Annotated in this window: 23 protein-coding genes; 9 read left to right on the forward strand and 14 right to left on the reverse strand. The window is 38.9% G+C overall.

Going from position 1 to position 24,405, the window contains the following annotated elements; translation table 11 throughout:
• Nucleotides 1–63: 63 nt before the first annotated feature.
• Nucleotides 64–1,398: an NADP-specific glutamate dehydrogenase gene (gdhA, locus tag ACWICE_RS16750; protein ID WP_185212139.1), complete on the reverse strand. Its 1,335-nt coding sequence runs from the start codon at nucleotides 1,396–1,398 to the stop codon at nucleotides 64–66.
• Nucleotides 1,399–1,505: 107 nt separating this feature from the next.
• Between gdhA and ACWICE_RS16755 the strand changes: the two genes are divergently transcribed.
• Both ACWICE_RS16755 and ACWICE_RS16760 read left to right on the forward strand, forming a co-directional pair.
• Nucleotides 1,506–2,525 (forward strand): D-cysteine desulfhydrase family protein, encoded by a 1,020-nt coding sequence (locus ACWICE_RS16755; RefSeq protein WP_454298827.1) that lies wholly within the window; start codon nucleotides 1,506–1,508, stop codon nucleotides 2,523–2,525.
• 46 nt (nucleotides 2,526–2,571) lie between these two features.
• Entirely contained in the window at nucleotides 2,572–3,474 is a 903-nt protein-coding gene (locus tag ACWICE_RS16760; RefSeq protein WP_454298828.1) for a sugar phosphate isomerase/epimerase family protein, read from the forward strand.
• Between the two features lie 27 nt (nucleotides 3,475–3,501).
• Here the strand turns inward: ACWICE_RS16760 and ACWICE_RS16765 are convergent, their stop codons facing one another.
• From ACWICE_RS16765 to bla, 3 genes are all read right to left on the reverse strand, one after another.
• On the reverse strand, nucleotides 3,502–3,996 hold the full coding sequence (locus tag ACWICE_RS16765) for a YfbM family protein (RefSeq protein ID WP_185212142.1): 495 nt from the start codon (nucleotides 3,994–3,996) through the stop codon (nucleotides 3,502–3,504).
• A 293-nt stretch (nucleotides 3,997–4,289) separates the two neighbouring features.
• Nucleotides 4,290–4,850, reverse strand: coding sequence for a DUF4256 domain-containing protein (locus tag ACWICE_RS16770; protein ID WP_454298829.1), 561 nt, complete (start codon nucleotides 4,848–4,850; stop codon nucleotides 4,290–4,292).
• A gap of 282 nt (nucleotides 4,851–5,132) precedes the next feature.
• Complete coding sequence (gene bla, locus ACWICE_RS16775; protein WP_454298830.1) at nucleotides 5,133–6,032, reverse strand: class A beta-lactamase, subclass A2; 900 nt, start codon at nucleotides 6,030–6,032, stop codon at nucleotides 5,133–5,135.
• Between the two features lie 200 nt (nucleotides 6,033–6,232).
• Between bla and ACWICE_RS16780 the strand changes: the two genes are divergently transcribed.
• Nucleotides 6,233–7,837, forward strand: coding sequence for a M60 family metallopeptidase (locus ACWICE_RS16780; protein ID WP_454298831.1), 1,605 nt, complete (start codon nucleotides 6,233–6,235; stop codon nucleotides 7,835–7,837).
• A gap of 68 nt (nucleotides 7,838–7,905) precedes the next feature.
• Here the strand turns inward: ACWICE_RS16780 and ACWICE_RS16785 are convergent, their stop codons facing one another.
• On the reverse strand, nucleotides 7,906–9,441 hold the full coding sequence (locus ACWICE_RS16785; protein ID WP_454298832.1) for a SulP family inorganic anion transporter: 1,536 nt from the start codon (nucleotides 9,439–9,441) through the stop codon (nucleotides 7,906–7,908).
• A gap of 80 nt (nucleotides 9,442–9,521) precedes the next feature.
• Nucleotides 9,522–10,235 carry a DUF2711 family protein gene (locus ACWICE_RS16790; protein ID WP_185216334.1) on the reverse strand — a complete coding sequence of 238 codons (714 nt, stop codon included), beginning with the start codon at nucleotides 10,233–10,235 and terminating at the stop codon, nucleotides 9,522–9,524.
• A gap of 135 nt (nucleotides 10,236–10,370) precedes the next feature.
• Here ACWICE_RS16790 and ACWICE_RS16795 point away from each other — a divergent pair, with 135 nt between their 5' ends.
• The gene (locus tag ACWICE_RS16795; protein ID WP_454298833.1) at nucleotides 10,371–11,006 is read left to right on the forward strand and encodes a LysE family translocator; all 636 of its coding nucleotides are present in this window, start codon (nucleotides 10,371–10,373) and stop codon (nucleotides 11,004–11,006) included.
• A gap of 9 nt (nucleotides 11,007–11,015) precedes the next feature.
• On the forward strand, nucleotides 11,016–11,783 hold the full coding sequence (locus ACWICE_RS16800) for a methyltransferase domain-containing protein (protein ID WP_454298834.1): 768 nt from the start codon (nucleotides 11,016–11,018) through the stop codon (nucleotides 11,781–11,783).
• Between the two features lie 409 nt (nucleotides 11,784–12,192).
• Here the strand turns inward: ACWICE_RS16800 and ACWICE_RS16805 are convergent, their stop codons facing one another.
• The 6 genes from ACWICE_RS16805 to ACWICE_RS16830 are packed head-to-tail and all read right to left on the reverse strand — an operon-like array spanning nucleotide 12,193 to nucleotide 18,512.
• Nucleotides 12,193–13,428, reverse strand: a complete 1,236-nt coding sequence (locus tag ACWICE_RS16805) for a sulfate adenylyltransferase subunit 1 (protein WP_454298835.1) — start codon at nucleotides 13,426–13,428, stop codon at nucleotides 12,193–12,195.
• Between the two features lie 19 nt (nucleotides 13,429–13,447).
• The gene (cysD, locus tag ACWICE_RS16810) at nucleotides 13,448–14,338 is read right to left on the reverse strand and encodes a sulfate adenylyltransferase subunit CysD (protein ID WP_454298836.1); all 891 of its coding nucleotides are present in this window, start codon (nucleotides 14,336–14,338) and stop codon (nucleotides 13,448–13,450) included.
• A 12-nt stretch (nucleotides 14,339–14,350) separates the two neighbouring features.
• The gene (locus ACWICE_RS16815; RefSeq protein ID WP_313259262.1) at nucleotides 14,351–15,055 is read right to left on the reverse strand and encodes a phosphoadenylyl-sulfate reductase; all 705 of its coding nucleotides are present in this window, start codon (nucleotides 15,053–15,055) and stop codon (nucleotides 14,351–14,353) included.
• A complete protein-coding gene (locus ACWICE_RS16820; RefSeq protein ID WP_254527186.1) occupies nucleotides 15,033–15,626 on the reverse strand; it encodes a precorrin-2 dehydrogenase/sirohydrochlorin ferrochelatase family protein in 594 nt (197 codons plus the stop codon). Before ACWICE_RS16820 ends, ACWICE_RS16815 begins: the two co-directional genes overlap by 23 nt.
• Entirely contained in the window at nucleotides 15,626–16,393 is a 768-nt protein-coding gene (gene cobA, locus ACWICE_RS16825) for a uroporphyrinogen-III C-methyltransferase (RefSeq protein WP_454298837.1), read from the reverse strand. The genes ACWICE_RS16820 and cobA overlap by 1 nt, the downstream gene beginning before the upstream one ends.
• 13 nt (nucleotides 16,394–16,406) lie before the next feature.
• A complete protein-coding gene (locus tag ACWICE_RS16830) occupies nucleotides 16,407–18,512 on the reverse strand; it encodes a HEPN domain-containing protein (protein ID WP_454298838.1) in 2,106 nt (701 codons plus the stop codon).
• A gap of 146 nt (nucleotides 18,513–18,658) precedes the next feature.
• On the opposite strand from ACWICE_RS16830, the gene ACWICE_RS16835 reads away from it, so the two are divergent.
• Genes ACWICE_RS16835 through ACWICE_RS16850 form a run of 4 tightly spaced genes read left to right on the forward strand, consistent with a single transcriptional unit; the run spans nucleotide 18,659 to nucleotide 22,152 of the window.
• Entirely contained in the window at nucleotides 18,659–19,672 is a 1,014-nt protein-coding gene (locus tag ACWICE_RS16835) for a PstS family phosphate ABC transporter substrate-binding protein (RefSeq protein WP_254527192.1), read from the forward strand.
• Nucleotides 19,647–20,537 (forward strand): phosphate ABC transporter permease subunit PstC, encoded by an 891-nt coding sequence (gene pstC / locus ACWICE_RS16840; RefSeq protein WP_313259269.1) that lies wholly within the window; start codon nucleotides 19,647–19,649, stop codon nucleotides 20,535–20,537. The genes ACWICE_RS16835 and pstC overlap by 26 nt, the downstream gene beginning before the upstream one ends.
• Entirely contained in the window at nucleotides 20,534–21,388 is an 855-nt protein-coding gene (locus tag ACWICE_RS16845) for a PstA family ABC transporter permease (protein WP_454298839.1), read from the forward strand. Before pstC ends, ACWICE_RS16845 begins: the two co-directional genes overlap by 4 nt.
• A complete protein-coding gene (locus ACWICE_RS16850; RefSeq protein ID WP_454298840.1) occupies nucleotides 21,343–22,152 on the forward strand; it encodes a phosphate ABC transporter ATP-binding protein in 810 nt (269 codons plus the stop codon). The genes ACWICE_RS16845 and ACWICE_RS16850 overlap by 46 nt, the downstream gene beginning before the upstream one ends.
• Nucleotides 22,153–22,221: 69 nt before the next feature.
• Here ACWICE_RS16850 and ACWICE_RS16855 read toward each other — a convergent pair whose 3' ends face one another.
• Together ACWICE_RS16855 and ACWICE_RS16860 are read right to left on the reverse strand one after the other, a co-directional pair.
• Nucleotides 22,222–23,718: a dicarboxylate/amino acid:cation symporter gene (locus tag ACWICE_RS16855; RefSeq protein ID WP_254527198.1), complete on the reverse strand. Its 1,497-nt coding sequence runs from the start codon at nucleotides 23,716–23,718 to the stop codon at nucleotides 22,222–22,224.
• A gap of 308 nt (nucleotides 23,719–24,026) precedes the next feature.
• The gene (locus ACWICE_RS16860) at nucleotides 24,027–24,377 is read right to left on the reverse strand and encodes a 4Fe-4S dicluster domain-containing protein (protein ID WP_093096554.1); all 351 of its coding nucleotides are present in this window, start codon (nucleotides 24,375–24,377) and stop codon (nucleotides 24,027–24,029) included.
• Nucleotides 24,378–24,405 lie beyond the last annotated feature (28 nt).

Consider the following 24,405-nt stretch of genomic DNA (forward strand, 5'->3'; position numbering starts at 1 on the left):
TATTAAATAAAAAAGTTCTGGTTTATATAGACCAGAACTTCAAAATTATAAATTATTACTATTCTAAACGACTCCTTGGGCTTTCATTGCTTCCGCAACTTTTATAAAGCCTCCAATATTGGCACCTCTTAAGTAATTGACATAACCTGTCTGTTCCTTACCAAAACGGACACAGGTCTTATGGATGTTCTCCATGATCAATTTCAATCGATGGTCTACTTTTTCAGGAGACCACTGTTGGCCAATTGCATTTTGCGACATTTCTAAACCAGAAACCGCAACACCACCCGCATTAGCGGCTTTACCAGGACCAAAATGGATCTTTGCCTGATGGTAAACACGGATTGCTTCGGCTGTTGAAGGCATATTGGCACCCTCAGCAACGATGGTACAACCATTCTTAACTAATTTCTTGGCATCGGATTCATTTATTTCATTTTGCGTAGCACATGGTAATGCAATATCACATTTAAACTGCCATGGGTTTTCCTTAGCATGATAGGTTGCTGAAGGATATTTTTTGCTGAACTTGCCTAGATCACGGCCTAAAGTCCCCAAATAAACCAGTTTCTCTATCGTGAATCCATCTTTATCATATATTGTCCCCTGGCTATTTGATAAAGTAATCACTTTTGCACCTAATTGAATGGCTTTTTCCGCAGCATAGTAGGCTACATTTCCAGCTCCAGAAATACTGATTGTCTTTCCTTCAATGCTTTCGTTATTGTAGTCCAATACACATTGCACGAAGTAGAGTAGACCATAACCCGTAGCTTCTGGTCGTATATATGAACCTCCCCATTGTGTTCCCTTTCCGGTCAACACGCCTGAGAAATTATTCTGTAATCTTTTGTATTGACCAAATAAATACCCAACTTCTCTTGTTCCTACACCGATATCGCCTGCAGGGACATCCGTTTCCGAACCGATATGTCTTTGCAATTCCGTCATGAAGCTTTGGCAAAAACGCATGATTTCATTGTCCGATTTACCTTTAGGATCAAAATCAGAACCTCCTTTACCACCGCCAATTGGCAAACCCGTCAAGCTGTTCTTGAAAACCTGTTCGAAAGCCAAGAACTTCAAGATGCTCAAGTTTACATCCGGTGCAAATCTCAACCCGCCTTTATACGGCCCGATTGCTGAATTCATCTGAACACGATAGCCACGGTTAACTTGAATCTGGTTCTTGTCATCCAACCATGCCACGCGAAAGGAAACAACACGTTCTGGCTCGACCATACGCTCCAGGATCTTGAGATCAATAAAATCTTGTCTGTTTTCAGTGATATAGGGAATTAAATCCTCAACTACTTCGGTAACTGCTTGTAGAAATTCAGGTTCATTTGGATTACGCTGATCTACTTGTTTAATGAAATTCTTAAAATTAAGGGACATTTATTATTAAATAATTATTTGATTCAACGCAATATTACCAAAAATTCCAGAAAAATGCCAATATTTTATGTTTTTAATCAATGCATATAATTCCTTAATTTTATTTCATGAAAGAATTAAGCGGATTTGACCATCACTTGGTTTCAAACGGATTCCACCGAATTAACCTATTAAACCAAGCCAGTCCATTACTAAAACTAAAATCTCTGAGCAAAGAACTTGACACCCCAATTTTTATCAAGAGGGATGATCTAACCGAGCTCGGAACAGGTGGAAATAAACTTAGAAAGTTAGAATATCTCTTGGCAGAAGCGAAGAACCAGCAAGCAAACCGGGTCATTACCATCGGTGCGAGACAATCTAACCATGCAAGGCTTACGGCAATTTCAGCAAAAATGCAGGGCTTTGAGGTCGATTTGGTCCTCAAAAATTCGGTCCCGCTTGATACAGAGAGTTATCAACTCAACGGGAACCTTGTTTTGGATAATATTGTTGACGCCAACATCCACGAAATACCCAACGACGGAACAGCCAATACCTTTATCAGCAACCTCAGCAAACATTATGAAACCGAAGGGGAGAAAGTATATTTCATACCCGTAGGCGGCTCTAATGTGGTTGGTGGATTAGGTTATGCTAGAGCCACCTTTGAGATCGAAACCCAAGCTGCTGCTCTAGGTATCAATTTTCAACATATAGCTTTGGCAAGTGGATCGGGAGGAACTCATGGAGGCGTAATCGCTGGCTATGAAATCCAAGGAAAGAAAGTCTTTATCCAGGCCTACAATGTACAACCAGACCGAGAACCTATCTTGACAGAAACCAAGCATATTACAGAAGGTATTCTCGACATTTTCGAACTGGGCGATTCAAAATCCAAAATCGAATACCGATTATCCAATGATTATGTAGGAGAGGCATATGGCATACCCAATGAACAAACTTTGGCAACCATCAAGCATCTTGCTAAGACAGAAGGCGTTTTCCTAGATCCTGTTTACACTGGCAAGGCCTTTACAGGTTTGGTCAACGACATTAAATTAGGGAAATATCCCAAAGGAGAACCTATATTATTTATCCATACCGGAGGCACGGCAGGCTTATTTGCATATAGCAATTGGTTTTAAATTTCTATCTTTAGGGAATCAACCTTCTTAACTTTAATAAAATCCAATGCAAAGAAAAGACTTCATCAAATCTCTTGGAATCCTAGCAGCTACAAGTTTATCAACGGATGTAATTGGCAGTACCCTGAAAGTCAATGCTAATTCACTCCAAATAAAAAAGGGGCTAGGCTATTGGATGATCAAGGAAGACCTTTCTCTACTGGACAAGTTCAAGTTGGTCAAGGACCTAGGTTTTGATGGCATTGAGTTCAACAGTCCATTGGACATCCCTTTGAAAGATTTATTGGAAGCGCGTGATAAAACAGGTATTGAGGTCCCAAGTACGGTCAATAAGGATCATTGGGGCAAACCAATTTCAGATCCTGATCCTGCTGTGAGACAGTTTACCATCGACTCCATGGCGAAATCCTTGGAACAGACCAAAGAGTTAGGTGGAGATACTGTATTGCTAGTACCCGGAGTGGTCAGTGATACAGTATCCTATAAAACTGCTTATGGAAATGCCTTGGATTCTATTCGAAAAATGATTCCACATGCTGAAAAAACAGGGGTAAAAATTGCATTGGAAAACGTATGGAACAATTTTATCCTCAGTCCAATAGAGGCCAAGGATTTTCTAGATAAAATAGATCATCCATTAGTCGGTTGGTATTTTGACTTAGGCAATATCCTACGATATGGATGGCCAGACCATTGGTTGGAAGTCCTTGGAGACAAAGTTTTTAAGCTCCATGTCAAAGAATACAGCAAGAAGATCATGAATGAGGAAGGGCTAGGGAAGGGCTTCAACGTAGAACTTACCCAGGGGGATGTAAATTGGCCCCAGGTCATGAAAACCATCAAAGACATCAACTATAAAGGTCAATATATGACCTTGGAAGTAAACGGGGGTGACAGGACCGTTCTGAAGAAATTATCGGAACAGTTAGATACGATCATTAAATCCTAACTGACCGGTACATCCGTGCAGGTAATACTAATTAATGATGATTACAATGGCTTCATTTGCCCAACTTGCATGTTGGAAAAAGCTTTGAAGTTTCACAAAATATTCCTCTAAATAGTCAAAGCTATTCTGTTCGTCCCAAATATCAGGATATACGGACTGTTCCTTCATCTCTTGAGGATTGAACCTAAGTTTCAGGTCTTCAATTCCAATCGCTTTGATTTTTTCATTCAAGCTCTTCACTTCTTCTGGAAGCAAGTATCTTGCTGGACCATAACCCAGATCTTGATTTTCATCTACCGATGCAGACCCTAAAATGACATGGCTCATTTTGTTCTCCACAGCGTTCTCAAAGGAGGACCCTGTCAACAAAAAAATTATGCCATCCCATGATTTATCAATATCTAAGGAAGGAGCTTGTGTAACTTCATTGGAAAAGAAATCTTGCTCCAACTTATGACTGTCTTCGAGGTAAGACTCCAATTTATCCAAAGTTACCCTTCTAAGGGTGCAATACATTCCCATAACTTAAATTTATAATTAAATATAAGGAAAATTAGAGATTCTTTAGCAAACAACACTTTTCTTCAGGTTCAAAAATTAGCCGAGTATGACAGTTTCATTCGAGACATATTCGAGGCATATTCGAGAATCATTCGAAAATCATTCGATAATAATTTCATCCGATTCGAAATTTCGGAATGTGTCTCGAATGAGGTCTAATGGAAACCCAATAGAACAGCATATAAAAATAAAAAACCTAGCTGAATTTTGATCGGCTAGGTTAGGTATAATCCTTGAAAGGATTATTGATATTTTTAGGAAAGCGAGATCAAACCACGGAATCCACGGGCTGCATAATAGGATTCTGCTCCGTTATGGTAGGTAAAAACCCGGCCAAAGCGATAGTCTCCGAAGATAGCACCGCCTTTTTCCCTAATCTCAGTTGGGGTCTCCAGCCAACTAGAGGTCTTCGCATCAAAGTTGCCCAAAGCCTGTAAAGCGGCATATTCTGCCTCATTCAATATTTTTACCCCCATATGATTGGCCAAGTTGACCGCCGAATCTTTGGGCTTATGTTCTTTTCGGGATTCCAATGCCTCCTCATCATAACATAAGCTACGTCTGCCTTTTGGGCTTTCTGCAGCACAGTCGATATAGATGATTTCCTCATTGTCATATATCGATACCACATCAGGTTCACCATCTGATTCTTCCATCTCATTAATGCTGCAAAGTTTATCAGCCGAAGCCTCTAATTTTCCTTTAACATCTTCCCAGTTGATATTAGGATGCCTGTGCATATTTTTTTCAAATCGCTTTTTAAGGATTTCCAATAGTTCCTCGGCACGCTGTGGTTCTAATTTTTTTGGTTTCATTGTTCTAGTTCGTATTAAACAAATGTAATTGTTCAAACAGAATATTTTGGGAGATTGTTTTAAAAATATTGTTTTGAACCAGGATGGGGTTCGTCTCCGCTCACCCAACAAGGATGAGAGGATGGACCAAGAACTGAGTTTTGAACCAGGATGCAAAGGATGAGAGGATAGACCAAGAACTGGGAATGAACCAGGATGCAAAGGATGAGAGGATAGACCAAGATCATATAAACTTCCTACTATGCTGATAATAAATGTTATATAAGTTGTTGATACACAACCTTACTTCCTCAAATAATCATAAGACGCTTTTGAAACTTCTGCAATAATTTTGGCGCTGTTCGGTTCGGTTTCTTTGGAGTCGGTAACATAGACTGAAATATAGAAAACCTGGCCATCTGGCAACCTGACTGCGCCAATATCATTGACTGCAGCTATGATGCCTGTTGTTTTATTGACTCCGGAATAACCGGTCTTGTGGGCTACAACGGTGCCCTGTGGCAATAGACCCTTTAACCTGTTTTTACCAGTACTTGTGGAGCGCATGGTATCCCAAAGAAATTTATGGGAACTGTCTGACAGCAATTTTTTCGTGTTTGTGTAATAATCAAAGAGGATTCTATTGGCTTGTGCCACCTTCGTCCAATTCTGGAATTGAATATCCCAGTTACTCTGCTGTTCTTCCTCGGTAGTTTTGATCGATTGCTCCGTATAGCCTCTATCTTCAAAATATTTTTGTACAGGCTCAGTCCCTCCAAGCAATCCAAACATAATATCACAACCTACATTGTCGCTTTCCGCTACGGTATACCTTAATATCTCACTTAATGGCAGCGTTGTACCATTGGGGAACTTATCCTTGATTGGACTGTATAGATCAGTGGTAACTGTCGCCTTACTGATATCCACAGGTTGGTCCAAACTTAACTTCCCTTTATCCACCTGATCAAGGATGGCAATGGCAAGATGGAACTTATACGTGCTCTGTAAGGGATATTGATGATCTCCATTCATTATCAAGCTATCGGTAAAATCATTATTGTGAATGGCAATCCCAACTTTAGCTTGGTAATTAGCTAATATTTTGTCAATCTGCGGTTTTAAGCCTTGCAGATTTTGAGAGAAAACAGAACAGGAAATGAGGCTTGAAACTAGCGTTAAAGAGTAAGTTTTAAAGTGCATTGAAAAATAAATTTTAGGGTTCAAATTTTAAACGGAGCTTAGAATTATTTATTGTTAATCAAGAGACCAGAAATAAATAAAATTTTAGTCAACCGATTGAAACTGCAAATAAAGCGTAATTAGCCTGTTTTGGCAAATTCTCACGTTATTGAGATAAAAAATTAAATGTATTTTAGTCAGTACTGGATCAATTCTTTATTATGAAAAAAACACTAATTACACTTTCAGCAGCCTTATTAATCAGTAACCTTAGTTGTGCCCAGAGTGCCCAAGATCTGCATCAAGTATATGCTGATTTAACGGTCTTCCAAGACGGGCTAGCTACCCAACTTAAAAAGGGAGTAAACAAGAAACAGATAGCGACTATTGCAAATGAGGATATCCGTGCCTTAGCACAAGGATTATTGTCTGGCAAAAATGTTGACCCTTATAAATATGCCAGCTATCCTGCACTATTATCACCGAAAACATTGGGTCAAGAACTGAGTATTGGCGATGGATATAGCAAATATGAAAATGTAACCGGCGTTTATCTACCTATTGGCAAACACATCCTTATTGCTGATGGTATTGAAGATGATCAAGATATCAAGCTCGTTATTCCAAATTGGATGCGTAAAGCGCCAAACCCAGAAGAGCCGACCAAAGACCCGAAGGGTTGGGGAATCGAGAAGAAGGAATTCAAATTAAAGAATGGGGTCAATATCATTGAATTAAAGGATTTTGGCAGTTTGGCTTATGTCAATTACTTCTCTGATCAGCCCAAGGACGAAAAACCGATCAAAATACATTTTCTATCTGGACAGGTAAATGGTTATTTTGATATACAGAAGCATTCTGACCAAGATTGGAATACATTTTTGGACCATGCTGTCTATCCGATCATGGATGCCAAGGGCAAGCATATACAAACGGCTTATCCCGTAGAGGATCTAAAGAAATATGCATACGGAAAAGGGAAGGAGTTGATCAGCAATTACGATTCCCTCGTCTATAGGCAGCATCGATTAATGGGCTTGATCAAATACGATAGGGTTCCCGATAATAAGATATTAGCAAGAGTAAACTATAACTACTATATGTTCCGTGATGGTGATGGAGTGGCCTATATGGGAGACAAGCAGGGTTATGCCATGAAGATGGTCTTAGATCCAAGTTCAGTCATCAATGGTGACCCTTGTTGGGGATTTAGCCATGAAGTTGGCCATGTGCACCAAACCTCGCCAATGCTGAGTTGGGGAGGATTAGGAGAGGTGAGTAATAATATTTATTCGCTTTATGTCATGAGGTCATTTGGAAACAAATCAAGAATCTTGGCCCAAAACAATTTCCAGTTAGCTAAAGAATCGATCATTGACAAAAAGATTTCCTATTTGCAAGACCCTGATGTGTTCAACAGGTTAGTTCCATTTTGGCAATTGCAATTATACTTTGAAGGGGAGGGGAAGAACCCAGATTTCTATCCAGACTTATTTGAGACTTTGAGAAAACAAAATAAGAACAATAGTCCTTCTAGGCAAAAAATCCGGGAACGATGGGGCAGGGAGCCTGTTGTTGTGGAACGAAACCCAGCAGTTCATCAATTGAATTTCATCAAGACTGCCTGCGAGGTATCAAGGACAGATTTAACTGATTTCTTTGATCAATATGGTTTCTTTTATGTAGGGGAAATGAAATATGATGATTATGGAAATTATGAATACAAAATGACCCAACAAATGGTAGATGAATGCAAGAATACGATCAAAGCCATGAATCTGGAAAAACCAACGATAGATATCAGCAGCCTGACAGATAAGATTTAATCACTGACTATAAATAGACGAATTGGGTTTATTCAGTTAAACCCAATTAGTTTTTTTATGGTTACTGATTAACCTTTAGGCATAACCTTATAAGTTGGATCTTCTTCGATATCGACTTCTATAAATCCTTTGGCGTTATCCAATAATCGGACACAATCTGGACTGAGATGTCTTAAGGTAACTTTCTTATTTAAATCCTGATATTTTTGGATCAGTTTTTTCAAGGTTTCTATGGCGGACATATCGACTACCCTCGATTCTTGAAAATCTATGATGATATGTTCGGGATCCTCATTCATATCAAATTTATCCATGAAATTACTTGTGGAACCAAAGAACAGAGGTCCGTATATTTCATATACCTTTTCGCCATTTTCTGCTATGGATTTCCTGGCGCGAATCCTTTTGGCATTATCCCAAGAAAACACCAATGCTGATATGATTACCCCTACAAATACCGCTAAAGCCAGGTTGTGCAAGATGACCGTAATGGCTGCTACCAGGATACCAACCAGCACATCAGATTTTGGCATTTTTGTTAAGAGACGTAAAAAGCCCCATTGAAAAGTAGAAATTGCCACCATCATCATTACTCCAACCAAAGCAGCCATAGGAATCTGTTCAATTACCTTTCCACCAACCAAGATCACAAACAAGATTCCCAATGCACCAACAATGGCTGAAATCTTGGTCCGCGCACCAGCATTGATATTCACCAAGGTCTGAGCCACCATGGCACAACCTCCCATACCTGCGAAAAAACCATTGACCATATTCGCAGTACCTTGCGCTACGGCTTCCTGATTTGAACTTCCCTTAGTATTTGTGATTTCATCAACCATATTTAAGGTTAACAAGGATTCAATCAATCCAACTGCAGCCATAACCGAAGCATAAGGAAAGATGATTTTCAAGGTTTCGATGGAAAAAGGGACATTGGGTATGTGGAAAGAGGGAAAAGCACCACTCACCGATGCTATATCAATAACTTTCTTCGTATGGATATCAAAGAAGTAAACCAAGGCAAAGGTGACGATGATAGCAACCAATGATGCCGGAACAGCTTTGGTAATTTTTGGAAAGATCAACACGATCAATACGGTCAGCAATGTCAAACCAGCCATTATTAAGAGGGGAGAGCCTGTCATCCAGGTTTCTATGCCATTGTTGAACGTTTTAAACTGTTTTAATTGGGCCATAAAGATAATAATGGCCAGACCATTTAAGAATCCGTACATAACAGGCTGTGGAATCAGACGAACAAATTTCCCTAATTTAAAAGCGCCAACTAGGATCTGCATAAGGCCGGCAAGGGCCACAGCAGCAAATAGGTATTCGACCCCATGTGAGGAAGCCAATGCAATCAGGACAACAATTGTAGCACCGGCGCCACCGGATACCATTCCAGGTCTACCTCCTAAAAAAGCAGTTACAATACCCATCAAGAAAGCGGCATATAGACCAGTGAGTGGGCAAAGTCCCGCCAGTATGGCGAATGAAAGCGACTCTGGGATCATGGTCATAGAAACCGTTAATCCAGCGAGAATTTCATTCTTTAAATTGATCTTTTCCTTGGAAATAAGATTGATGGCTTGAAGCTTCATGTATCATTCAATAGAATGGCAAATTTGAGGAATATTGTTGAAAAAATGCTGCCAATATTTATATTTTGAACAAGTTAAGATCAATCAGCTTTTACACTCCAATAAACTTCTGTTTTCTCATTGGCGTAAAAACCTTCCAATAAAGCATCCTTCACGATACTTTTCACGGTCGCTGGATTAGAACAGATATAGATTTGGAAGCTATCCCAATGGCAGCTGATCAATATCTTGCGATCATATGTATATAGATTTTGGTGTGTAGCATAATCTATTTGATCCTGGATCAGGTCATCAATCCAGACCAATTCCATGGCATCACCAAATTCAGCGCCTAAACATATCCATTCATATCCCTGTTTTTTAATCGCTTTTAGAATAGAGTTGATTTGGTTTTCAGGAATGCGGCCTTCAGTTGGTGCTAGGATTTGGTTATTCTCCATTGCATTATCTAATATTTCCTCAAGGACCCAATCTTGTTTCAGCTTGACCAATCCACCGATAGAAGTCCTCAATGCGATATCTATTTGGTTAATCCCCTGAAATCCTGAAATCATTAATATCTCTTCCCATCGAATGGGTTTAGTATGGAGAAGGATCCTTTGTTTAATATCAATAGAAGTTCTATCGTCTATTTCCCAGAAATTAGAAAGTTTCAAAGTGGAAGAGTCCAGCAGTTGTAGGAAAGGATTTAAGGAAACAAACACACAGTTGAAGACACCGCTATAGAAATCTAACAGTGAGACATCAGCAAAAGGGCCAATGGTATTCCTATCCATTTTTGGTAACTCTCTCAATGGTCTTTATTTAAGCGGGTTAAAACCAGGCATTTCTTCCTTTCTAATTTATCAAAAACATTTTGGAAGTCAGGTTAATTTTTCAATTGATTTCCTCACTTAAATTTTTAGATTTGGGAAAACAAATTCCGAAACATGTTTGGCATCTTCAATTTTGAGCTCTTTTTGCTTGCGACCTTAGTTTTTATAATTACACCGGGAATGGATACCATTTTTGTGCTGAATAAATCCATTAGCCAGGGGAGGTCTGCAGGTATATATTCTGCGATCGGGGTCAATGCAGGCATATTAGTGCATACCATGTTTGCAGCTTTGGGTCTTTCGGTGTTGATTGCCCAGTCAGCAATAGCTTTTTCCATCATAAAATATTTAGGAGCAGCCTATTTAATCTATTTAGGGATCAAATCCATTCTTTCTAAGGAAAAGGGCTTTAACCTGGAAGAGATCACGACTGAGTCAGAAAGTGGCTGGAAAAACTTTAAATCTGGATTGATTACCAACGTTTTGAATCCTAAAGTGGCTTTGTTTTTTCTTTCCTTTTTCCCTCAGTTTGTCCAGAAAGACGCTGTAGGTTCTTCAATTCCCTTTATCGTATTAGGTTTTACCTATGCGGCCTTAGGATTGCTGTATTATTGCATATTGGCGCTTTCCATGAACCTTTTTTCAAGCAAGATCAAGGGCAACAATAAAATCAAGGGATTTATGGATAAATTTTCAGGTATGGTATTTATTTTGATGGGAATTAAGGTAGCATTTTCTAAACTAAAATAATTTACAACTATGCCTTGGGATCCAGAAGTATACAACCGATATAAAGATATTCGCTATAAGCCATTTTATGACCTGCTAAATTTGGTAGAAGATTTAGGGCCAATGGAATGTATTGATTTAGGCTGTGGTACTGGAGAACAGACTGCAACGCTTGCAAACCGCTTTAAGGAAGCTAAAATCTTGGGCGTAGACAATTCAGCAGAAATGCTTGAAAAGTCGAAGCCTTACGAAAATGATCGGCTTAAGTTTAAACTGGAAAACATAGAGGATGCAATAGCTGACAACAGGCATTGGGATTTAATTTTTAGCAATGCAGCCTTACAATGGTTGGATAAGCATACCGTTCTTTTTCCTAAAGTTATTTCCAAATTAAAGGCGGGAGGTCAATTAGCCATTCAGATGCCCGTTCAGAATGATAATAAATTAAATCAGATCCTATTAAAATTGGTACAGGAGGAACCCTTTGCCTCTCAATTAGGTCATTTCACGCGAAATTCCCCAGTTCTATCCATGGATGAGTATACACAGATGCTGTTTGACAATGGAATAAAGGATATTGAAATCTATCAAAAGGTATATCCTCAGATTGCTGAAAATGTGGATGATCTGTATGATTTCATCTCAGGTTCGGCAATGGTGCCTTATTTAGAGATTTTGGATGAAGAGAATAAGGAAGGATTCATCCAGGAATTTAAAAAAAGGATAGTGGATGCCTATAAAAGTTTTCCAGCAATTTATGCATTTAAACGGCTGTTGATTTATGGTAGAAAAGGCTAATGCTTGAGAAATATATAATCCTATAAAATATTCCATAAGCAATAAGTGTTTCAGAATTCCATCTAGGATTGGATCCCAATTTATTTAAAGCCATTTAATTATTTAAAGGATTATTCACAGCATTTTAGAATCTAAGTCAAAGGAATCATTCGGACACCAAATTTGGATTTGGTTTTTAAGTGAGTAATTATTGCGGATAGTTTGGTTATTACTTAGACTTTAAATTTTGTTATGAGAATCGATAGTTAAGGGATTTGCCTTATTGTCTCATATAATAAATAAGTCAAATAATTTATATTATGTTAAATAGTAATTATTGAATATACCCTTCTCTTGTATATTTGTGTTAAATACTAAAATCCTATAGTTTCTAAATTTATTAGCTCCTATAGGATTCTGTATAGTTTTCTTATTGAATTATTGCAGCAGCTACTGTAATATTCGTTCTGGGATCGATGATAATTGCTCTAGAGTTTTCTGGGAAATCCTTTTGTTGATCATAAACAATTTCATCTGCAGATTTTATTAATACTCGACCAATATCATTAAGACCAATCGCTTGCTCATATAATTGTTCTTGAGTATGGACGTCGTATTTATAAAGGATTTCTGGAATTTTTATTTTACTTACTTTAGAATGAGTCTGCAACAAATAAATCTGCCCCAAGTCAAGTTCTTTGTTTTCAAACCAAGAGATATTAGCTTCAAAAGATTTGTCAGTTTTTGCTGGATGGTTGGCACTGACAATGAAATCTCCTCTAGAAATATCAATTTCATCTTCTAAATGGATGATGACAGATGATCCATTGTGTGCTTCAGGCAATTCCTGACTATCAAATTCTATAGATTTTACCTTAGATTTGGAGCCACTTGGTAAAACCAGGACCTCTTCCCCTACTTTCAAGCCCTCTCCCAACACCCTACCGGCATAACCTCTATAATCGTGTAAATCAGTACTTTGCGGGCGAACTACCCATTGAACTGGAAAACGCCAACCTTGGATTGCAAGTTCCTCAAATTCAACTTCTTCCAAATATGTGAGTAATGGTGCGCCATGATACCAAGGCATTCTTTGGGACTTTTGTACTATATTATCACCTTTAAGAGCAGATACAGGAATAAAATCAACATCTTCTAAGCCCAATTTATTGGCTAGGTTAAGATATTCTGTTTTGATATTCTCAAAAACTGCCAATTCATAATCTACCATATCCATTTTATTGACACAAACCAATACCTTTTTGATTCCCAATATTTTAGCAATAAATGAATGACGCTTAGTCTGCTCAATTACGCCTTTTCTGGCATCAACGAGAATAATGATCAGATCAGAATTTGAAGCTCCGGTAACCATGTTCCTGGTATATTGTATATGTCCGGGTGCATCAGCTATGATAAATTTTCTATTTTCCGTTTGGAAGTATTTATAGGCGACATCTATAGTGATACCTTGCTCCCTTTCTGCTTTTAGACCATCTGTCAGGATTGCTAAATCAATGGTTCCATCATCATTCTTGCGGTTTGCTTTTTGGATGGCTTCCAATTGATCATCTAAAATAGAATTGGTATCATATAATAATCGCCCAATCAGTGTGCTCTTTCCGTCATCTACAGATCCGGCCGTTAAAAATTTCAAAATGTTCATGTTCTTTTCCTCCCTTAAATTAAAAATAGCCTTGCTTTTTGCGATCTTCCATTGCAGCTTCCGAGACCTTATCATCCATTCTGGCGCCACGCTCGCTAACTGTGGATGCTTTAATTTCGTTGATGATATCATCTAATTCAGTAGCAATCGAATCTACAGCGGCAGTACATGTCATATCTCCTACTGTTCTGAAACGCACAGATTTATGTTCTACAAGATCGTTGTCATCAATCTGAAGGACAGGATCAGCTGCCATCCATTGACCATTTCTAAAAACCACGTCCCTTTTGTGGGAGAAATATATGGATGGCAAGGCGATCTTTTCTCTTTTTATATAATTCCAAACATCGAGTTCAGTCCAATTGGAGATAGGGAAAACGCGGACATTTTCGCCTTTTTGGATTTTGCCATTGAAAATATTCCAAAGCTCTGGTCTCTGTCTCTTAGGATCCCATTGTCCAAAATCGTCCCTTACAGAAAATATCCTTTCCTTGGCCCTAGCTTTCTCTTCATCACGGCGGGCTCCACCAATACAGGCATCAAAACCATTTTTTTCGATCGTATCGAGTAAAGTAACCGTTTGCAGGGCATTTCTACTGGCATTTTTGCCTTTCTGTTCAACGACCTTACCAGCATCTATGCTTTCCTGCACATAACCCACAATTAGTTTTTCTCCAATTTGATCTATTAGCCAATCACGAAACTCAATGGTTTCGGGGAAATTGTGGCCTGTATCGATATGAACTAATGGAAATGGAAATTTACCTGGTCGAAACGCCTTCTTAGCTAGGTGAACTAATGTAATCGAATCTTTTCCTCCGGAGAATAAAAGTGCAGGATTTTCGAACTGTCCAGCTACTTCTCTCAGTATGTAAATGGCTTCTGCCTCTAAATGATCTAAGTAATCCATTGTATAAACTAATTATTTATGTGTTACATGTAATCCACACTCCTTCTTTGATTTATCTTCCCACCACCATCTGCCGGCGCGGAAGTCCTCTCCTTCTTGTACAGCTCTCGTACAAGGTTGGCAACCTATACTGATAAATCCTTTATCATGTAGTGGGTTATAAGGAACGAAATTGTCTTTTAAGTATTTTTCTACGTCGGCCAAGGTCCAGTTGTATAAGGGATGGATTTTAATGATCTGATTGACATCATCCCATTCCACAAATTCCATTTGGTCTCTATTTTGAGATTGTTCAGCTCTGATTCCAGTAATCCAGACCTGATAACCAGCAATTGCTCGCTTTAGAGGCTCAATTTTTCTGATATAGCAACATTCCTTTCGATCCTCTACGGAATTATAAAAACTAGATGGCCCCTTCTGTTCCAAAAGTTCTTCTACGGCCTTTGTTTCTGGATAATAGGCTTTGATTTTTAGCTTATAGAGGTCTAATGTCCGATTCCACACATAATAGGTTTCCGGAAAAAGTCGTCCAGTATCTAAGGTGAAAATAGACGTCCTTGATTTTTCTTGAGCCAAAATGTGGGTCAACACTTGATCCTCTATTCCAAATGAGGTAGAAAAGACAGCTTTTTCGGCATATTTCTCCTCAATATATTGGATGATAGACCGTGCATCTGCTCCAATTAAGTCTGCTTTAATTTGCTCGATCATATTCATTTTGTTTAATTAATTGCTCCGTATGTGCATTCAGCACTGTTATTTTCTCCTTAAGGTCACCGGAAAGCTGGTTTCTAAGATCTGCCATGAGATTGAGTGTTTCATCAATTTCTTCTGGTAAAAGGTCATTCAAGAACTCTTTCAGTCTTTTGGCAATCGTTGGAGATTTCCCATTTGTTGAAATCCCGATTTTCAAATTTCCTTTTTGAACCACCGAACCCAGATAGAAATCACATAGGGATGGTTTGTCTGCCACATTCAAAAGGATATGATGATCTGAGCAAAGCTCCCTTACATAGCTGTTTAATTTGGGATTATTGGTCGCCAGAACTACCACCTGTTTGGAATAAAGATCGACGGCTGAAAACGAACGCTTATGTAGCACTATATTTTCTTTACCCAATACAAATTCATAGAAATCATGACAAATTTCCTCTGCCACCACGGTAACCTTGGCATTTGGTGAATTGGAAATAATAGCCTGTATCTTTTCCAATCCAACGGGACCAGCACCAACCAACAAGGTTTCTACCTGATCTAACTTGACATATATTGGAAAAAGCTCGTTCATTATCCTTCTATAAATTGTAATTGTTCTTTAACCTTTTCAAATTCCAGATGTTTAGCAACGACTTCTCCAAGTACTATGATGGCAGGTACTCCAATGGCTGATGCTTCAGCTTGGTCAAGGATATTATCAACCCTACCCAACACAATCTTTTCATTAGGAAGAGATCCATTTTGGATCAAAGCGATTGGTAGATCAGCCTTTCCATTTTCTTTATATAATTCAATGATTTTATGAAGTTTAGCATAACCCATCAAAACTACGACTGTAGCATTAGTATTGACTGCAGTATATAAATCTTCAGAAAGGAAACCCGCTTTCGTTGCTCCAGTAATGACCCAAAAAGATTCAGAAATCCCTCGGTATGTCAATGGGATCTGTTGCAATCCAGTAAGACTGATCGAAGAAGAAAGCCCAGGCACTACTGCGGTAGGAATATTGAATTTTCTTACAAAATCAATTTCTTCACCACCACGTCCGAAGACAAATGGGTCTCCACCTTTGAGCCTAACAACATGACCATGGGTCAAAGCGTAATCAACCAAAAGTTGATTGATCTGATCTTGTGAGGTAGATAGCTGTTCAGCTCGTTTCCCAACGTATATTTTTGTACAATCAGCTGTTGCAAGTTCTAGTAATTCCTCATTTACTAAGGCATCATAAAGAATTACGTCGGCTTGTTGGATTGCTTTAATGCCTTTTAAGGTAATTAGGTCTGGGTCACCTGGACCAGCGCCTACTAATGTTACAAATGGTTTAATTTCCTTCATGTTCTCTCCTCTCTTATTGGTTTACTACACGCCATTCTTCTCTACGTTCTTTTGCCTCAAAGCAAAAGGCCTTGGCTTGCAGCAAATAGGTTCTTGCAAATTCCTCAGAAGGCTCGTATTTGTTGATCTGTAAAACTCTATCTGAAAATGAAGCTGGAAACTGGAAGTAGTCTTCATTTACATAGTTGTCATCAAACTCTTGAATAACTGCGGTTTGTGTCGAAGCATTTATGCCTTTATCTAACAATAAGGCTTTAGCTGTCCATACGAATGAGCTATAAGAATGATAGATTGCATCAGCAAATTGCTTTTGTTCCAATGCAAGTTCTGCTAGCTCCAGTTTTTCTTCGGCCTCTAATAATAAGGTGGCCACGAGATCAATTACCACTCCAGCACATTCGCCGACACCAATGGCAGTTTCAAAACTTTCTTCATGACCCCAATCGATATGCTCATCAGCACTGAGGTTTCCAAGCTCTGCCAATGGTTTCAATAATCTATAGAAATGATCTTTCCCTTGCTGTTCGTAATAAGAAATGAAGTTTTGTTCGCTATCCTTATTCGACTTAAAATCAGCTAATATAACATCAACTACCTGAAGAACTCTTTTAGTAGGAACTTTGATCACTCGATCTGCCACCCTACCTTTTCCGTCACCAAGGGTTCCGCCTCCAAGCATGACTTGAGCTGCAGGGACCACATTGCCATTGACTTTTACCGAACTACCGTGGAAGCCAATATGAGCAAGACCATGTTGGCCACAAGAATTCATGCAACCAGAGATCTTAATCTTTAATTCCTTTTCCTGTATAAAATCCTGGTGGAATTCATGGATATAATTCTCCAGTACCCTTGCCATTTCTGTTGAATTCGAAATCCCTAAATTACAGGTATCCGTTCCTGGACAAGTGGTAATATCAGCTGTGCTATTATAACCCGGTTTTGCAAAACCTAATTTCAAGAGTACATTATAAATACTTGCTAATGATTCGGCACGCACGTATTTAAACAATAGATTCTGGTCTTGGGTGATACGAATATCGTCAGCGACATGGTCCCTGATTCCAGCGATCAGTATCCGTGCTTTTTCCGTGGAAATATCTCCTGTTTGGATATTTGCATAAACGCCATAATAGCCTTTTTGCTTTTGTTCAAAGCTATTTGTTGCTTTCCAAAGCTCAAAACCAAGCAGGTCATCTGCTATTTCTTCTTCAACTTTATTTGATGGCGGCTCAGGTTGAGGGATTGCATCGATGTCAAAGGGAACACGCTTATGTTTTACCGCGATCTTCTCTTCTTCTATCAGATCCAAGACCGTTTCAAGACCAAGTTTTTGTACCAAGAACTTAAATCTTGCTTTATTTCGGTTATTCCGCTCTCCATAACGGTCAAAAACCCGAATTGTAGCTTCCGCATAAGGAAGGATTTCATCCTCAGGAAGGAAATCATAGACTTCATGCGCTAGAATTGGCTGGGCACCTAATCCACCACCTAACATGACCTTAAAACCTCTTTGTTCTTTACCATCAACTATTCTGATTTTAGGAATAAAACCGAAATCGTGGATATAGGAAAATGCGCTATCCTTATCAGAGGCTGAAAATGAAATCTTGAATTTCCTTCCCATTTCAGCACAGATAGGATTACGGACAAAATATTTAAAAGTTTGATGAGCATAAGGAGATACGTCGAATGGTTCCTCCGGATCAATACCGGCAGTTGCTGAAGCCGTTACATTTCTAACGGTGTTCCCACAGGCTTCCCTTAAGGTCATATCGTCCTCGGCAAGCTTAGCCCAAAGTTCTGGGGTCTTGTCAAGGCTTACGAAATGGATTTGAATATCTTGTCTGGTAGTTAGGTGAAGGTTTTTGCTTGCGTACTCATCAGAGATATCCGCAATTTTTAATATCTGCTGAAAAGTAACTTTCCCAAATGGGAGTTTTATCCTCACCATTTGAACGCCAGACTGCCTCTGCCCATACACTCCCCTAGCTAAACGCAAGGATCTGAACTTTTCTTCTGGTAGATCACCTTTCCGATAAGCTCTAATCTTTTTCTCTAATTCTATGATTTCCTGTGCTACTACAGGATTCTCTAATTCTGTCCTAAAGCTCTGCATACTATCTTCAATTATTAAAAAGGTAATATTTCACCTCTTTAGTTAGGTTATTGATAACGTTTATTCGACAAATGTATAAAATAATTATAAAAGAACTATACAAAGTCTACCAAATTACTATATATTTGTGTAATTAATTTTAAAGGATGTATAAAAAACAGCAAATAAAAACAATTAAACTACTGATATTTAGCTCCTTAATCCAGATTGTAACATTTTCTTGTGCACCGAAAGTTGACCAAGGCTATGATAAGGACAAGGGATTTGTAGGCACAATATCAATTTCTGGGGCCTTTGCGCTCTACCCAATTGCTGTTTTATGGAGTGAAGATTTCAAGAAATTACACCCTCATGTAAGATTCAATATTTCAGCGGGAGGAGCTGGAAAAGGGATATCTGATGTGCTTTCTAATATGGTAGATATCGGATTGGTATCCCGAGACCTACACCCGATAGAAATAGAAAAAGGTGCTTTACCAGTTATTGTAGCAAACGATGCCGTTATAGGAACCTTAAATAGCAAACATCCTAATATCGCCGCTCTCCTAACAAGAGGATTGAGTCAAGATGAACTAAAAGGAATCTTTGTAACAGGCAAAATCAAAAAGTGGAGTGATTTAGATCCAAGCTTTGTAAACAAGAATATTGAAGTATATATACGTTCGGATGCTGCTGGAGCAGCAGAAACCTGGGCGAAGTATCTTGGAGCAACTCAAGAGGAATTAAAAGGAATCGGAATATTTGGTGATCCAGGATTAGCTCAAGCCATCAAAGACAATCCGCTTGCTATTGGTTTTAATAACATCAACTATGTTTTTGATTTAGAAACAAAAAGAACAACAGCAAATATTATAGCCCTGCCACTTGATATTAATTCAAACCATAAGATTGATGCTCAGGAAAACTTCTACACAGAACTGGATAGCCTCACAAATGCAGTGGCAACCGGAAAATACCCATCACCACCTTCAAGGGAACTTATGTTTGTCCTCAATAAGGAACATCAATCAAAGTTACTGGAAGAGTTTGTCCGTTTTGTAATGACCGACAAACAACAGGCATATTTACTGGACAATGGATTTGTGCCGATCAATAAGGAATTGAACAAGAAAGAGAACGAAAAATTGCTTGCAAGTGAATTACAGACTGATAAAAGATAAAATAATCAAAAACCTCTCTGGGATTTTATTGGGAATATGCCTCTTGGTGATATTGGCAATCCTCATTGGGTTAAGTATTAAGGCAGAACCTTTAATTGCCACAGAATCCTTGTGGACTATCCTGAGCAGTAGCATTTGGTCGCCTATGAAAGGAAACTTCGGTTTTTTACCGTTTATCATGGGGACTGTATGGGTTACATTAATCGCATTAATCATTGCTGTACCCTTATGTTTGGCTGCATCCGTTTACTTGGTCGAGTATGCTGGAAACAGATTGCGGAATTTTGTACTGCCATTAGTAAACATATTAGCAGCTATCCCACCTGTACTTTATGGTGTATGGGGAGTTCTATTCGTAGTTCCATTAATTGGAGGGTACATCGCTCCTATTTTCGGAATCAGCAGTACCGGTTACTCTGTCTTTTCTGGAGGTATTGTATTGGCCGTCATGATTTTTCCAATCATGGTGAGCATTATGGTCGAGGTCTTGCAGACCATTCCTAAGGAGCTGAGATCAGTTTCCTTATCCTTAGGCGCTACTAAACTTGAAACCATTCAGCAAGTGATATTAAAGAAAGCAAGGCCCGGAATAATGGCTGCAATAGTTCTAGCTGTTTCCAGGGCATTTGGGGAAACCATTGCCGTGCTTATGGTCTGTGGAAATATTCCAAAGATCCCTCAATCCATATTTGATGCGGGATATCCATTACCCGCTCTAATTGCCAATAACTTTGGGGAAATGATGTCCATTCCTCTATATGATTCCGCATTGATGTTCGCAGCATTGCTATTGTTTGTTATCATTTTAGGATTTAACCTGATTTCAAGAGGGATATTAAAGAAAATGGAGGCAAAAAATATATGAGCAACATCAATAGAAGGCTGAGAAAAGAAAAGTTTGCCAAACTCCTTATGCAAGGTTCTGGGATCATCATCACAGGCTCCTTATTCTTTATCATAGGGACGATCCTTTACAAAGGATTGCCATATTTGAGCTTAGATATGATCACCAAGACTCCTGAAGGAGGATTTTATGTAGGTAAAGGCGGTGGAATCCTCAATGCGATACTTGGATCGCTTTACCTTGCAGGTTTATCAACGTTCTTAGCCACTATCATTGGGATACCTATCTGTATTTATTTAAACATCTATTCTAAGAAAGGATCAAGGATCAGTCGATTTTCCAAATTAGTATTTGATGTTTTATTTGGAGTGCCATCTATAGTATATGGAGCAATAGCTTTCAGCATCATGGTGTGGCTAGGTGTCCGAGCATCGCTGATCGGTGGTGTGATCACGATTACCCTTTTAACTATTCCAATCGTTGTCAGGACCTTAGATGAGTTAATTCAGACCATTCCAACGGATTTAGGCCATATTACGACATCATTAGGAGCAACTCGCTGGGAATCAGCCAAAGTCATGATAACCTATATTAAACCAGGTCTGTTCACCGCGATTTTACTTGCATTCGGAAGGGCAATTGGAGATGTTGCAGGCGTATTATTGACAACCGGGTTCAGCGACAATATTCCGATTTATCTGGATGAACCTACTGCAACCCTTCCATTGGCGATTTTCTTTCAGTTGAGCAGCCCTATTCCTGAAGTTCAGGGTAGAGCCTATGCTTCCGCATTAATTTTAACTATAATCATCTTACTTATTGTTATATGTACGCAATACCTAGCATCGAGACAGAAAAAACACCGGGTATAATCCATCAGGTAAATCCACATATTGAGATTAAGGGCTTGAATGTTTTTGTTGAAGACCAACATATTTTAAAGGACATCAATCTCGAGATCCCAAATAACTGCATTACCTCTATCATTGGTCCCTCAGGATGTGGCAAAACCACCTTGCTCAAGACGCTTAATAGGCTATTGGATGATTCCGCTGAAGTCAAGGTCACGGGATCGGTACTTGTCAATGGTGAAGATATTTATGGTCCGGATGCTGAGGTGACCCATATCCGGAAAAAGATGGGCTTACTGTCCCAAAAACCATTTCCTCTGCCGATGTCTATATTCGACAACATTGCCTATGGCCCTAAAATTCATGGAAATAAAGATAAAAAGTCTTTAAAGTCTATAGTTGAAAGACAATTGCGCAATGTAGGTTTATGGGAAGAGGTTAAGGATCGGTTAGATGGTTCCGCAAGTAAATTATCGATCGGACAACAACAACGGCTCTGTTTAGCAAGAGGCCTCGCTGTAGAGCCAGAAATCATATTGGGAGATGAGTCTACTTCTGCTTTGGATCCAATTTCAACTCAGGTCATTGAGAACTTATTGGTCCAATTAAAACAAGATTATACCATTGTTTTGGTCACACATATCCTACGCCAAGCCAGAAGGGTATCAGATTATATATTATTCTTATACAATGGTGAGGTTATTGAATTTGGACCCTCAGAGCAGATTCTCTTGGAACCTAAGCATGAAATTACGAAACAGTATGTCAAAGGATTTATTTCATAATCACAATTAATAGATAGAAAAAGGGAGCAATTCGTATGAAAAGCTCCCTTATTTAAATATCTTTATGGTCTAAGACCTGGTTTCCCCTTCAGGACCTTCTTCAATGACTTCGGCGATCTCTTCAATGCCGTCTTCATCAGAATCCTGCCTAAATGGGGCGGTTTCATCAAATTCCCCCTCCCACTTGGCGACTACAACCGTAGCTAAACAGTTTCCAATGACATTCACGGATGTCCTAGCCATATCCATCAATTCATCAATACCTAGAATCGCTGCAATAACAAATACAGGTAGTCCAAATTGATCAGCAGTTGCGATCAAAATAATCAAGGATGCCCTAGGAACTGCTGCCACTCCTTTTGAAGTGATCATCAAAGTAAAGGCGATCATCAATTGTTGACCAAAGGACAAGTGGATACCAGCAGCTTGAGCTACGAAGATGGAAGCTAATGAAAGGTAAAGTGAAGTACCATCCAAGTTAAAGCTATATCCAGTAGGAATTACAAACGAAACGATTTTCCTTGGCACACCAAACTTCTCCATTGCACTCATCGCTTTTGGAAGAGCTGCATCAGAACTTGTAGTTGCAAATGCAATAGAAACCGGTTCTTTAATGGCATTGATAAATTGCTTTACCGGAATTTTCAGATAAAGGGCTACCGGCAATAACACTCCAGCAAGGAAGAAAATCAATGCTAGGTACAGTGTTGCCAATAACATGAACAGGTTTTTGAGGATATCGATCCCCAAATGCCCAACGGTATAGGCCATTGCTGCCCCAACACCAATTGGCGCAAAGAGCATGACCAGATTGGTAAATTTGAACATGGCTTCGGAGAGTGATTCTGCGAAGTCCACAAAGGGCTTTCGCTTCTTCTCATCCACCATGGCCAGACCGATACCAAAGATCACGGCAAATACAACGATCTGCAAAACTTTATTCTCGTATACTGATTTTACAATATTTTCAGGAAATGTATCCCTAAAGAATGAGGTGAATTTATAGATCCAATGTGCGCTTTCATCAATATGTTCAAGTGCGATCTTATCTGCATCTGACACTGCGGATGTCTGCGGTAACTCTTCGTGCGGCATGTGCTCGATATCGATTCCTACTCCAGCACGGGTTAAGTTAATAGCACCTAGACCGATAAATATGGCACATGTAGTAGCACAGAAGAAATACAACATGGATTTCCAAGCCATACGACCAACTTGCTTAAGATCTGAATGGCCAGCAATACCAAATACCAAGGTGGAGAATAAAATTGGCCCCACTATGGTTTTCACTAACTTGATAAACCCTTGGCTTAAGGGCTGCAATGCCTTAGCTACATCTGGAAAATCAAGCCCAACAAAAATACCCAATACCATACAGGTTAGGATCCATGTTGTCAATCCTTTCCGTACAATTGCGTTCCATACCAAAACAATGGCAGTAACCCAACGGACAACCATCATCAAGGATGCAGGAATTGGCGCAAGATTAAATTCATAAAGGAGGGTCAGGATAGATGCTATCGCAATGGTCGCAAGTAGAACATATCCTGTAGTTTTTTTTGACATGTAGATTTAATAAGGTTATTTATTTCTTTTTTTTACTTTTTAGACGAACAAAAATAAAAAAATAGCTCTGCAAACCAAATCTTTTGCGTTATAGTATTTCCTAAAATGTGCTGAGTTTCGGCTTTTTCAATCGTAAAATATTGAATCAGAGAGATGGGTTAAGGTTAAAAATATCGGGGAAGATTGTAAAATAAGAGGTACAAAGGATTAATAGAACTTAGAAACCAACTGATTTTCCATTTCAGGGATCTTGAAAAATAAAAAAACCACCTCTTTCAAGGTGGTTTATCTATAGAATATCTTTAAGATTATTCAGCGTGAAGCCAAGCTTTCTTCGCTAATAGTTCTTCTTCAGTTTCACGGACGTCTTCATCCTCAACACAACAATCAACTGGACATACAGCAGCACACTGAGGTTCATCATGGAATCCCACACACTCCGTACATTTATCTGAAACGATGTAATAAACTTCATTGGAAATAGCATCCTGTGATTCGTTCGCGTCAAGAGTTACTCCATCACCAAAATCAATCACACCATCCAATGCTGTACCATCTGAAAACTTCCAACTTACACCAGCATCATAGATTGCATTATTTGGGCATTCTGGTTCACATGCCCCACAATTTATACATTCGTCAGTAATTTTAATTGCCATTTATGTCCTTACAATAAAATAATAAACT

The sequence above is a fragment of the Sphingobacterium sp. NPDC055346 genome (genome assembly GCF_053645235.1).